Origin of the sequence: Pseudomonas fluorescens, assembly GCF_001307275.1 — a bacterium.
Taxonomy (GTDB): domain Bacteria; phylum Pseudomonadota; class Gammaproteobacteria; order Pseudomonadales; family Pseudomonadaceae; genus Aquipseudomonas; species Aquipseudomonas fluorescens_AA.
This window is the reverse complement of record NZ_CP012831.1, coordinates 5,827,202-5,839,132: the sequence shown is the minus strand read 5'-3', so window position 1 is coordinate 5,839,132 and position 11,931 is coordinate 5,827,202. Positions and strand designations below refer to the sequence as shown.

Genomic DNA, 11,931 nt, shown 5'->3' with positions numbered 1-11,931 from the left:
TGCACACAACTCCTGTTGGCAAACTTTCAAATAGTCGGTTAACCCGGCCGTCGTCCCTGCAAGGACAGGCGCACGGGCAAAGTCAGGGAGGCCGGTGGCCGTTCACTCAAATGGGGCGCGGTACGCAGGGCGGAAATCACTTGCTCGTCCACCTGCGGGTTGCCGCTGGACTTGACCAGCTCGACCCGGGTGATCTCCCCCACCGCGCTGAGCCAGACATCGGCCTGCAGCGAGAACGCCAGGCTGCGCAAGTCGGGGTTTTCCCGCAGCAAACGCTGGAAGGTGAACGCCAGGAACTGGCTGTAAGTGCCATTGCCCAGGCGCCCGCCCCCTGCCCCGGCCATGCCGCCGCCCTTGCCGGCACCGATGTTGAATGCGTCGTTGCCGGACTGGGCATCGCCGTCCATTTGCATCGGGTTCGCCAGGTCATCCACCGGCGACGGCGGCGCTTCTTCTTCGGGCTTGACCTCTTCGGGTTCCGGGGTCGGCTCTGGCTCGACCACTTTCTCCTCGACCTGGGGTTCCGGCTCCTTGGGCTTCTCTGGCGGTGGTGGGGGCGGAGGCGGCAGCGGGATGATGGTCGGCACCTTCGGGGCTTCGCGGCGCACGCCACTCATGTCATTGGCCCACTGCCACAGCAGCCAGGCCGCGACGGCGCCCAGCAGCAGGCCGGCGGCCCACTTGAGCAGGCGCAGCGGCGAAGTCTTCACCGGGGGCGGATCGATGGGAAGTCTGGCGGTCATGATCAGCCCTGGCTCGGTTTGCCGGTCACGAGACCGACCTGGGACAGTTCCAGGCGCCGCAACAGATCCAGCACTTCAATGACTTTCTGGTACTGCACCGTCGCATCGCCGCGCACGATCACCGGGAAGTCCGGGCTCTGCGCCTTTTCGATGCGCAGGCGCTCTTCCAGCTCGGCCAGGGTCACCGGATAGGCATCGAGGAACACCTGCCCGCCATCGTTCACCGAAATCGCCTTGGTCTTGGCCTCGGACAACGACACCGAGGCACTGGCCTTGGGCAGGTTGATCTGGATACCTGACACCTGGGCCGTGGCCGTGAGGATGAACATCACCAGCACCACCATGAGCACATCCACCAGCGGCGTGATGTTGATGCTGTCGACCGCTGCATCATCGTCGTCATCGTGTGAAGCGTTTACGCTAGCCATGGCGATTCCCTCAGGCCGGTACGGACGATTGGACGTGATGACCGCGACGAGGGGCCGCTTCACCGGACTGGCCTTCGCCGTGCATCTCCGCCAGGCGCGTGATGAACTCGTCGACAAAGACCCGCATGTCGGCGCTGACTTCCTTGTTACGGGTGATCAGGCGGTTGTAGCCAAACAACGCCGGGATCGCGACGAACAGGCCCATGGCAGTGGCGAGCAATGCCGCGGCCATGCCCGGGGCGATAGCGTTGATGTTCACGTCGCCGGCCATGGCCGTGCCGAGGAACACCACCATGATCCCCAGCACAGTGCCGAGCAGGCCGATGTACGGCCCGCCGGCGATGGCGTTGGACAGGGTCGAGAGCTTCGAACTCAGCGCTTGGTTCTCGCGGGTGCGCACGCCGTCCATCGAGCAACGGATCGCTTCGATGGTGGCCGCCGACACCGACGAGGTGTCAGCACCCTGTTCACGGCGGGTGCGGATTTCCTTGACGGCCACCAAGTACAAGCACCACAGCGATGAATGTTGCAGGCGCTGGGCGAGGTCCTGGTCGTCGGCGAACATTTCCAGGCGCGTGCCGATCTTGGCGAACTGCTCGCGGAAAACTTCGTTGGCGGCACTGAGGCGACTGACCATGCGGTTCTTGCGGATCATGATGATCCACGACTGGAACATCATCAGCACCAGCACCCCGATGATCACCCAAGCGTCGAGCGGCACGGCGTTGAGCAGGAATCCCAGGCTGCCGAAACCGAAGCCGGATTGTTCTTCATCGACGCCGTAGGCCACCAGTTTCGATTCGGCGCCCTGGGCATTGGCGTCGGCCAACAGCAACGGCGCCGGGCGAGCCACCTTGGACAGGCGCGCTTCGTCCATGGCGCCGCTGAAAGGCGCGAAGGCTCCGGCGGAGACATCGGCACCCAGGGCGATCGGCGAATTGAACGCCGGCATCGCCACCGCCAGGCTCGCGGTCTCACGCCCGTTGACGTACAGCACGACCCGGTCGCCCGAGGCGGTCAACGCCAGGTGCTGCCACTGACCGGGGTTCAGCGGCTGGGTCGAGACCGCGCGCTGGTCATTGATCGCCACGAACGGCACCCCCTGGTTGACCCCGACCAACAGGCTGGTGGCGGCTTCGCGACGGGCCAGGATCACCTGTTCACCACTGGCCTGGTCCTGGCGCAGCCAGGTGCTGAAGGTGAACGCCGCACCGGCACTGTGTTGCAACGACGGACTGGCCGGCAACAACAACGGCTGGCCGTTGAACTGCAAGGCCCGCCCGATCACGCCGTCGATACTCACGCCGGTCGCGCCCTGGGCATTGTTGCCGTAGGCCGTGGTATCCCGGGGCGGTACGCCGGTGGCGCCGTCGAAGTGGTACAGCGCGGTGTAGTCCGGGTCGAAAGTCAACTGGCCGCTGCTCGTGGCCGGCGCCTTCTGGTTGCCGTAATACATCCACACGTCCTGGCGTTGACCGCCCTCCACGCTCGGCACGTCGACCCAGATCAGCGCCATGCCCATCAGCGGGTCGAAGCTTTCGATCTGGTGATTGAGCACGGTCTTGTCGTCGGCACTGACGAAACGCAAGTCCGAGCCGTCGTCCTTGACCCCGTCGAAGGTGAAGTTGCCGGTGTGCAAGCGCACCAGCAACGCGGTGCGGCCCAAGGCCTGGGCGATGGCGGCGCCCTGGGGGGTGGTGTCCACCGAAATCTGTTTGCGATAGTGCCAGTCGTCCTGCCACCAGGCGTTGGCGGTCGCCGGAAGCACCAGCCCCAGGCAGATCAACAGGGATAACAATAAGCGTTGCATGGACATGACTCCTGGGTTCAAAACGTCGCTTGCAGGTTGAAGTGCAGGCGCGATTCCTGTTTCGAGGTGTTCGGCCCTTCGAGCAGCGGATAGCCCCAATCGAGGCTGCCGGACAGCCATTTGCTCAGGCTCGCGCGGGTGCCGAGGCCGACGCTGGCGAGGCTGTAGTCGGCTTCCTGGTCGGGCAGTTCGTCACGCAAATACAACTGCGCGCCTTCGGCGAAGGCATAGAAACGCCACTCCTGGACATAACTGCCGAGGAACTTGGCCAGGGACGGGGTACGCAGCTCCTGGGACAGCAGGTAGCCGTCGTCGCCGGTGCGCTCGGCGGCCAGGTAACCGCGCACCGAGGTGGCGCCACCGGCGGAGAATTGCTCGTTGGAAACCAGCGGACCGGAGGCCAGTTGGAAGGCGGCCTTGGAGGCGGTCTGCCAGTCGTTGCCGAAGGTGAAGGTGTAATTGCCGTCGCCCTTGAGCACCGCGAAGCTGGGACTGGCGCGATAGCGCTTGTAGTCGAACGCTTCGTCGGAGCTGCCATAGCCCAGCAGGCTCCGGGTACCCGCCACCAGGCTCAGGCCGAGGCCCAACTGGCTGTTTTCGGTGTAGCGAAAGCCGTTATAGGCGAAGGTGAACGGCGCGTACTTGAGTGGCGCCTTGTCGCTGGCACCGCCCAGGTTCAGCTCTTCCTCGAAGTCCTTGAAATCCACCCCGACCGAAAAGCTGTTGGCCCATGCCCCCGTGGACGGCAGGCTGTAGATCGCCGACACCCCGTAGGAATGCCCTTTGCCCAACACGTTACTGCCGCCGACGGTCGCCACGTTGCTGTCGGATTGGTACCCCGAGAACTGCACACTCCAGCGTTCGCTCAGCGGCGCGGTGTAGGAACCCGACCAGACCTTGGCGTTTTCGGTGTCCTGGGGCGCGGTGAAGAAAGTCAGCGAAACGCTGTGGCCCAGTTGCCAGAGGTTGTTGTAGCCCAGGCTGGCGACCGTGCGCAGCTTTTCGGTGTCGGCACTGTAGTCGTTGTTCAGCCCCAGGCTGGCCTGCCAGGGGTCCTGGTCTTCGACTTGCAAATCCACGTCCATGGTCCCGGGGCGCTGGCCTTCGCGCACCAGCGGCATGACCTGGCGTCCCGGGGTCTTGTTCAACTGCGCCAGCTCTGCCTGGACCCGGGCGAAATCGGGCACCTCGCCTTCCTTCAGCGCCGGCACGTCGTCACGGATTTCAACGGGCGAATAGTGCTTGGCCCCTACCACGCGCACCCGACCGATCTTGGTTTCGCTGACCTGCAGGTAGACGATGCCGTCTTCGACTTTCTGCTCTGGCAGCTCGACGAATACCGATTGATAACCGCGGGCCTGATAGACTTTTTGCAAGGCTTCCCGGGCGCCTTCGATGTCGCTCAAGGCCTTTTGCGGCCCCAGGAACGGGTACACCGCTTCCTCGATGGCCCGGGCATCGAGCACGGTGTTGCCGCGCACGAAATACTCGTTCACATCCACCAGGCGCGTCGGCGCCGCGTCGGCCTCCTGCCCGCCTTCGGCGGCAAAGGCCGACGGCCCCCCGACCGCCAGCAGCAGCCAGCCCCACAGCGCCGGCCGCGATTTGAAGAAATGCTCCACACCACCCCCTGAATTCAAAGTACGGCTCAATTGCTTATGGTCGATGTCGTGGCGTGCCGGGCCAGCCAGGTGTGCAGAAGCGCGAAGTTCAAGGAGAACTCCGGCATTTGCAGCAAGGCGCCACAGAACACTTCACCGATGATTTTCTCGATGAGCCGCACCGCCCGCGCATCGCCCAGCAGCGTGGCGAGGTCTTTGCTCAGGACGTTGAAGCTCCAGACCTTCTGGTTCAGGTCCAGGCCGACGAACCAGCGGAACAGCAGGTTGTAATTGAGTTGTTCGTAGAGTTGCTGCTCGCTGGGCACCGAATAGAGCAGTTGCAGCAGGAGGATGTGCATGGCGGTTTGCGGTGCGATCAGCATCTGGGCACTGGCGTTGAGGCCCTGCAGCACATCGCGATGGTCATCCAGCAGATCGTCGATCTGCGGACGCAGCAAGACCAGTGAATGGCCTTGCGGAATGTAGCTGGACACCTCCTTGAGCGCGCCCTGCCAGTCATCCTGGGAAACGATCCAGACCCACGGCGCGCCGTAGCGATACACCGAAACCGGCTGCTTGCGCGCCGCCTCGACGATCTTCGACAACCGTTGGTCAAGCTCCTGCATGCCCACTTTCGAATAACGTTCCATAGTCCCCATCGCCTCACTCCCGGCTTCGCGCCCCGGCTCCAAACGACCTGAAAGGTCCCCTCGAACACGTCACACAGGCATGACGGGAATGGCGATGTGCTACCGAACTTTTGTCATGAAAGCTTCATTTTGGAGGGTAAGGAGGGCGTACGCTTTTTGTGGGAGCGAGCTTGCTCGCGATAGCAGTGGATCAGTTGGCGGTGATGCCAGCTGGGCAGCCGTCATCGCGAGCAAGCTCGCTCCCACAAGGGTTCTCGGGTGGAGACAGGGTTTGCGTCCACCCCCATTTCAGTGTGGGAGCCGAGCTTGCTCGCGATGGCGGTGGGTCTGTTGGCGATGATGTCGGCTGGGCAGCCGTCATCGCGAGCAAGCTCGCTCCCACAGGGGTTCTCGGGTGGAGACAGGGTTTGTGTCCACCCCCATTTCAGTGTGGGAGCCGAGCTTGCTCGCGATGGCGGTGGGTCTGTTGGCGATGATGTCGGCTGGGCAGCCGTCATCGCGAGCAAGCTCGGCTCCCACAGGGGTGCTCGGGTGGAGACAGGGTTTGCGTCCACTACCCATTCCAGTGTGGGAGCGAGCTTGCTCGCGATGGCGGTGGGTCTGTTGGCGGTGATGTCGGCTGGGCAGCCGTCATCGCGAGCAAGCTCGGCTCCCACAGAGGTGCTCGGGTGGAGACAGGGTTTGCGTCCACCACTCATTCCAGTGTGGGAGCTCGGGTGTTGGCGAGAAAGCCTGTGCCTTTACTGGTGCTGCACCTGCACCATCGAGCTCACCTGCACCCGCGCCTGCATCTGTTCCGCCCCGCCACCCCGGCGCATGCCGCGTACCGGGCAGGCGTCGAGGTAGTCCAGGCCGATCGCCAGTTTCAGGTGGCGATCGGGAAGGGTCAGGCGGTTGGTCACGTCGAAGCTGTACCAGCCATCGTCCAGCCAGGCTTCGGCCCAGGCGTGGCTTGCCAGGTGGCTTTCATCTTCGGTGCACAGATAGCCGGAAACATAGCGCGCTGGAATACCCAGGCTGCGCGCGCAGGCCAGGAAGGCGTGGGTATGGTCCTGGCAAACCCCCGTTCCACCGGCAAACGCCTCGGCGGCGGTGCTGTTGACCGCGGTCGTGCCGGGGCTGTAGGGCATCCGCGCCGCCAGGCCGTTCATCAGGTCGGTCAAGGCCGACCGATCGCGTCGGCCGGCACATTGTTCGACCGCGAAGGCGCTGAGGTTCTCATCCGCCTGGGTGAGGCGGCTGGTGCGCAGAAACGGCAGCGGTGACTGAGTGTCCGGTTCCATCGCGATGGACTGATGGATTTCCACCTCGCCATACGCCGTCAGCACCAAGGCACCGTGGGGCTCGTCCATGGTCATCACGTGGAGGATGTTGCCATAGGGGTCAATCTGGCTGCGCACCAGTCTCGGCAGTTCCAGATGCCATTGCAAGATGCGCTGGCGCTGGGTGTCCCGGGGCGTCAGGCGCAGGAACTGGATGCTGGTGCAGACTTCATCGGCGTAGCTGTAAGTCGTGTCGTGGCGTATGGACAGTTTCATACGACCTCCAGGTAAGACTCATGGACGGTCTGGCCCAAGTGGCGGATCTGACCAATCAGGTCGGTCAACCATTGGTGCAAGCCCGACGCCAGGATTTCGTCGATTCCGGAATAGCGCAGGCGCGCATTCAGCTCGGCGGCCAGGCGTTGTGCCGGCCGGCCGTTGTTGCCCGGCAAACTGGCGAGGATATGGTCCAGTTCCTCGATACACGCATGCAGCGAGCGTGGGACGTCGGCCCGCAACAGCAACATCTCGGACACTTGCTCGGCATTGGGCGCGTTGCGGTAGATCTCGTTGAACGCCTCGAACGAAGACAACGCGCGCAACAAGGCACTCCACTGGTAATAGCCACGGGCCGAGTTGTCGCTGACCTCCTCCGATTCCTCGCCGAACATTTCATAGCGAGCATCCAGCAGGCGCAGGGTGTTGTCGGCCCGTTCGATAAAGGTCCCCAGGCGGATAAAACAGTAGGCATCGTTGCGCATGATGGTGCCCGATGTCGCGCCGCGGAACAGGTGCGAACGCTCCTTGACCCATTCACAGAAATGGCTGATGCCGTAGCGCCCCAGGCCATTGCTGGCGATGTTGCGCATTTCCAGCCAGGTGGCGTTGATGTTTTCCCACATGTCGGCGGTGATGCGCCCGCGCACGGCATGGGCATTGGTCCGCGCGGCTCGCAGGCAGCTATAGATACTGCCGGGGTTGGTTTCGTCCAAGGCGAAGAAATGCAGCATGCGCTCGGTGTTGAGCGCGTCATAACGGGCGTTGTAGTCGTCCAGCGTACCGGCCGCCAGCAGCGACATCGCCAGCTCGGCATGGCCATCGCTGCGTCCGGCCTGGGGCATCAGCGACAGCGAATAGCTGACTTCGAGCATGCGCGCCAGGTTCTCGGCGCGCTCCAGGTAGCGGGACATCCAATAGAGGTCCGAAGCAGTTCTTGAAAGCATGTCTTAGTCCTCCACTACCCAAGTGTCTTTGGTGCCGCCGCCCTGGGACGAGTTCACCACCAGCGAGCCTTCGCGCAGCGCCACGCGGGTCAGCCCGCCGGGTACCAGGCGGGTTTCCTTGCCCGACAGCACGAACGGACGCAGGTCGATATGGCGCGGCGCGATGCCGCTCTCGACAAAGGTCGGGCACGTGGACAGGCTCAAGGTCGGCTGGGCGATATAGGCTTCGGGACGGGCCTTGAGGCGCGCGCGGAAATCTTCGATCTCCGCCGCGCTGGCGGCCGGCCCGACCAACATGCCGTAGCCGCCGGAGCCCTGGGTTTCCTTGACCACCAGATCCGGCAGGTTGGCCAGCACATGGGACAGGTCCTGGGGCTTGCGGCACTGCCAGGTGGGCACGTTCTTCAGGATCGGTTCTTCGGTGAGGTAGAAGCGGATCATCTCGTCGACATAAGGGTAGATCGACTTGTCATCGGCCACGCCTGTGCCGACTGCGTTCGCCAGCACCACGTTGCCCGCACGGTAAACAGCGATCAGCCCGGGCACGCCCAGCATCGAATCGGGGTTGAACGACAGCGGGTCGAGGTAGGCGTCGTCAAGGCGACGGTAAATCACGTCCACCTGCCGAGGCCCGGCGGTGGTGCGCATATACACGTGGTCGTCCCGCACGAACAGATCGGCCCCCTCCACCAGCTCCACGCCCATTTCACGGGCCAGGAAGGCGTGTTCGAAATAGGCACTGTTGAAGCGTCCCGGCGTCAGCACCACGGCGGTGGGGTTTTCCAGGGGGCTTGAGCTCTTGAGGGTGTCGAGAAGCAGGTTCGGGTAATGATCGATGGGGGCCACGCGCTGGGCGGCGAAGAGCTCGGGGAACAGGCGCATCATCATCTTGCGGTCTTCGAGCATGTAGCTCACGCCGCTGGGCGTGCGCAGGTTGTCTTCCAGCACGTAATAGCTGCCGTCACCGTCGCGAACCAGGTCGACACCGGCGATATGGGCGTAGATGCCCCGGTGCAGGTTCAGGCCCTGCATCGCGATCTGGTAGCCCTCGTTGGCGAGCACCTGCTCGGGCGGGATGATCCCTTCCTTGAGGATGTGCTGCCCATGGTAGATGTCGGCCAGGAACATGTTCAGGGCCTGGACCCGCTGGATGCAGCCACGCTCGACCATCTGCCATTCACTGGCCTTGATGCTGCGGGGAATGATATCGAAGGGGATCAGGCGCTCGGTGCCCTGCTCGTCCCCGTAGAGGGTGAAGGTGATGCCAGCCCGATGGAACAGCAGGTCGGCTTCGCGGCGGCGTTGCTCCAGCAGTTCAAGCGGGGTGTCCGCCAGCCAGCGCGAGAAGGCTTGGTAATGCGGGCGGCAGTCACCCTTTGCGTCATACATTTCATTAAAAAAAGCGTGGGGCATAGCCAACTCCCAGCCGCGTTCTACACGGCATTTCTTATCACTTCGTCATTCCGACGGTTCGGCCTTGCCTTGCTTTAAACCCTGCTTGATTGCGTACGGTCCTGGAATTGCCCTCTGTTGCTCTTGATGGATGGCGTGTCCTGGCCTGAAAGGCCGGGTTTTCAATACTTAGCAAAGGGTGTGCCTAAGCGTGACGGTGTCACGTACTGGATAGAAGAAGTATTGCAAAACCGCAAAAAGGCGAAATTATTTTTCGATCTAGCGACATTAACGACCATAAATGCGGGCGCCCTTTCTCTCGAACGGGGCTTGAAAGGCTCTTGAGGGGGTGGAAGGAGACAGCCGTGCCCCACAAGAGGGAAGTTTTTACTCATTCATCCACGGCTAACCCTTCACGCGCCGCACTCAACCCCAAGCAGTGAAAACCTGAACGCACTGCAACGTTGCAGGAAAATGCACGGATTCATACCGTCGCCCCAGCTTGAAGCAGCACGGCCGTTCACCTCAAGTCAATGCGCCCTCGACACTGGCGACGATCATCTCCAGGTCTGTGGGCAGGTAACCTCGCTTGACCACCAGGTTTTCCTCTCGGCCTCGCGCCCTCCAAGTAGGCAGTTCAGCCACCGGGATGCGCTGGTAGAGAAGATTGGTATTGGTCGCCCCGGTCCATTTGGTCGTTCGCGCGATCTGTTCATTGCCGGCGTTTTCGATGAATCGAGTGCGCATGCCCAGCAAAGCCGCGGCATCCATCGCACCGCTGCGCATGCCCAGGTGCACCAGTTTGCAATTCCATTCGGCACTTTTCATGCGCAGGAAAATGGCATATTCGGCAGCACGGTTCGGCCCGATTATTTTCTGGTTGGGGTTGCCGTTGTCCAACTTCCAATACTCCCCCCAGACCTGAAGTTTGGCTCGGGACACGGGACCGTCAGCTTGGTCGAGTTGCCCCAGGTGGGTCGTCAGCTTCTCGTTGAGGTCCCGGTTGGTCCTCGGGCGTCCGACCACGATGACGTTACAACCTTTTTTCAACAGCCGGTGACACACCTGCCCCAACCCCGTCCAACTGTCGTCCAACTCGGGATGGGCGCCGCCGTCCTTGCCGCTGAAGCGGGTCCAGACAATGACGTAGCTCTGGCCCTTGACCACCCCTTTGAGCGCCAGGAACTTGTCGAGGCGATACGCCCAGTAGCGATTGGTATTGGGATCGACATTGTCCCACTTGGCGATGCTGCCCTTGCCGTCGCCACTGAGCACCGACGCTGCGACATCGGTGGTGGCGCCGCCCACGGGGCACAGTTTTGCGCCGTTGGCGACGCCGGCCAGGAATCCCAGTACCGCGTCGGTGAAGGGTGGCAGCGCACTTTTATTGATCCTGGCGTCGACCACCAGGCGACACGTCTCGCAGGCAGCCTTGGCATCGGTGACCAACACCGGCAACAACCGAGCGGCCTTTACCCCACAGGAAGTGCCATAGAACTTGACCAGCCGCTTGGCCGCCGCCTCGTCAGCGGCCGCGTAGAGCAAGATCAGTCGTGAGCTGAGGTCATGGCGCAATGCGGCGCCGACAGCGAACTGATCACCCGACATGTACGCGCCCTGGTAGTAATAAGTGCACTTCTGGCCGACGAATTGCGCCGGTGTGTTTTTCCGCGCATCGGTGAACAGCGAGCCACCTGTGGCATTCGCCTCGTCCAGCATGTCCTGGTACTTGCGTTTGTCCTGGTCCCGCAAATAAAGCGCCAGGGCATCCAGACACTGGTTGATGCTTTGATTGGCCTCGACCAATGGAGGGGGCCCCACCCGCCACTTGAGGGGAAAGGCTTGAGTGGGCTGCGACAGCGCCTGCACGGCCGCCTCGGTCGTCGGAAAGCAAACCTCCAGATCGCTCCCCAGGAAGCGCTTGATAAGGGCTTCGTGGGGTTTGAGCATCACGTAAGTTTGGCCCATCAACGACCAGGCTGAGATTGAGTTATCGGCGACTTTGAAGGGCATCCTTCCTCCCCCGGGACACGTTGCAGGGTTATCCGAAAACAAACGGGTGTCCGCGCACCAAGCGTAGACCAATTCCCCTTGGGGTCGCGGGCAAGCTGCCTTCGGTCGCCTCCCGAGCACAAACTCGCCGTGGGGATTTGCGCCATCAGTATTATGGTATACCATCATACGCACAGACACTCTTACCCTCACAACGGAGCAGCTCATGAGTTTCGAAATTCGTAAGATCGTCAGCTATGTCGAAGAAACCTTTATCGAAGGCGGCAAGGCTGCGGACAAGCCTGTGACCATGGTCGGGCTGGCGGTCGTGATGAAAAATCCCTGGCTGGGTCGCGGTTTCGTCGAAGACCTGAAACCGGAAATCCGCGCCAACTGTTCCGACCTCGGCGCACTGATGGTCGAGCGCCTGGTGGGTATCATCGGCGGCGCCGAGAAGATCCAAGCCTACGGCAAGGCCGCGGTGGTCGGTGCCGATGGCGAAATCGAGCATGCCTCCGCCGTGATCCACACCCTGCGCTTTGGCAACCATTACCGTGAAGCGGTCAAGGCCAAGAGCTACCTGAGCTTCACCAACAAGCGCGGCGGCCCTGGCACTTCGATTCAGATCCCGATGATGCACAAGGACGACGAAGGCCTGCGTTCGCACTACATCACCCTGGAAATGCAGATTGAAGACGCCCCACGCACCGCCGAAATCGTCGTGGTGCTGGGCTGCGCCGATGGCGGCCGCCTGCACCCGCGCATCGGCAACCGCTACATCGACCTGGAAGAGCTGGCCGCCGAGAATGCGCAGTGATCCAGCCTGGGCA

10 protein-coding genes are annotated in these 11,931 nt (G+C 62.5%); 1 reads left to right on the top strand and 9 read right to left on the bottom strand.

What is annotated here, in order from left to right; genetic code table 11:
• Nucleotides 1-38 precede the first annotated feature (38 nt).
• The 9 genes from AO356_RS25845 to AO356_RS25805 form a co-directional block, all read right to left on the bottom strand.
• Complete coding sequence (locus AO356_RS25845) at nucleotides 39-743, bottom strand: energy transducer TonB family protein (protein WP_060742205.1); 705 nt, start codon at nucleotides 741-743, stop codon at nucleotides 39-41.
• A gap of 2 nt (nucleotides 744-745) precedes the next feature.
• A complete protein-coding gene (locus AO356_RS25840; RefSeq protein WP_003201710.1) occupies nucleotides 746-1,171 on the bottom strand; it encodes an ExbD/TolR family protein in 426 nt (141 codons plus the stop codon).
• Between the two features lie 10 nt (nucleotides 1,172-1,181).
• Entirely contained in the window at nucleotides 1,182-2,981 is a 1,800-nt protein-coding gene (locus AO356_RS25835; RefSeq protein ID WP_060742204.1) for a DUF2341 domain-containing protein, read from the bottom strand.
• A gap of 17 nt (nucleotides 2,982-2,998) precedes the next feature.
• Nucleotides 2,999-4,561 (bottom strand): ShlB/FhaC/HecB family hemolysin secretion/activation protein, encoded by a 1,563-nt coding sequence (locus AO356_RS25830; protein WP_404942854.1) that lies wholly within the window; start codon nucleotides 4,559-4,561, stop codon nucleotides 2,999-3,001.
• Nucleotides 4,562-4,629: 68 nt separating this feature from the next.
• Entirely contained in the window at nucleotides 4,630-5,232 is a 603-nt protein-coding gene (locus AO356_RS33485; protein WP_060742202.1) for a transposase, read from the bottom strand.
• Nucleotides 5,233-5,972: 740 nt separating this feature from the next.
• On the bottom strand, nucleotides 5,973-6,770 hold the full coding sequence (locus AO356_RS25820; protein ID WP_060742201.1) for a transglutaminase family protein: 798 nt from the start codon (nucleotides 6,768-6,770) through the stop codon (nucleotides 5,973-5,975).
• Nucleotides 6,767-7,717 (bottom strand): alpha-E domain-containing protein, encoded by a 951-nt coding sequence (locus tag AO356_RS25815; RefSeq protein WP_003201699.1) that lies wholly within the window; start codon nucleotides 7,715-7,717, stop codon nucleotides 6,767-6,769. Before AO356_RS25815 ends, AO356_RS25820 begins: the two co-directional genes overlap by 4 nt.
• Nucleotides 7,718-7,720: 3 nt before the next feature.
• On the bottom strand, nucleotides 7,721-9,130 hold the full coding sequence (locus tag AO356_RS25810; RefSeq protein ID WP_003201697.1) for a circularly permuted type 2 ATP-grasp protein: 1,410 nt from the start codon (nucleotides 9,128-9,130) through the stop codon (nucleotides 7,721-7,723).
• Between the two features lie 504 nt (nucleotides 9,131-9,634).
• Nucleotides 9,635-11,122 carry a hypothetical protein gene (locus tag AO356_RS25805; protein WP_060742200.1) on the bottom strand — a complete coding sequence of 496 codons (1,488 nt, stop codon included), beginning with the start codon at nucleotides 11,120-11,122 and terminating at the stop codon, nucleotides 9,635-9,637.
• 205 nt (nucleotides 11,123-11,327) lie between these two features.
• On the opposite strand from AO356_RS25805, the gene AO356_RS25800 reads away from it, so the two are divergent.
• Nucleotides 11,328-11,918, top strand: coding sequence for an amino acid synthesis family protein (locus AO356_RS25800; protein WP_060742199.1), 591 nt, complete (start codon nucleotides 11,328-11,330; stop codon nucleotides 11,916-11,918).
• The last annotated feature ends 13 nt before the right edge of the window (nucleotides 11,919-11,931 follow it).

Bases quoted from the DNA above. Each gene is read 5' to 3' on its own strand.
- AO356_RS33485 (WP_060742202.1), bottom strand. From the start codon at position 5,232: ATGGAACGTTATTCGAAAGTGGGCATGCAGGAGCTTGACCAACGGTTG.
- AO356_RS25800 (WP_060742199.1), top strand. From the start codon at position 11,328: ATGAGTTTCGAAATTCGTAAGATCGTCAGCTATGTCGAAGAAACCTTT.
- AO356_RS25815 (WP_003201699.1), bottom strand. From the start codon at position 7,717: ATGCTTTCAAGAACTGCTTCGGACCTCTATTGGATGTCCCGCTACCTG.
- AO356_RS25820 (WP_060742201.1), bottom strand. From the start codon at position 6,770: ATGAAACTGTCCATACGCCACGACACGACTTACAGCTACGCCGATGAA.
- AO356_RS25835 (WP_060742204.1), bottom strand. From the start codon at position 2,981: ATGCAACGCTTATTGTTATCCCTGTTGATCTGCCTGGGGCTGGTGCTT.
- AO356_RS25810 (WP_003201697.1), bottom strand. From the start codon at position 9,130: ATGCCCCACGCTTTTTTTAATGAAATGTATGACGCAAAGGGTGACTGC.
- AO356_RS25845 (WP_060742205.1), bottom strand. From the start codon at position 743: ATGACCGCCAGACTTCCCATCGATCCGCCCCCGGTGAAGACTTCGCCG.
- AO356_RS25840 (WP_003201710.1), bottom strand. From the start codon at position 1,171: ATGGCTAGCGTAAACGCTTCACACGATGACGACGATGATGCAGCGGTC.
- AO356_RS25805 (WP_060742200.1), bottom strand. From the start codon at position 11,122: ATGCCCTTCAAAGTCGCCGATAACTCAATCTCAGCCTGGTCGTTGATG.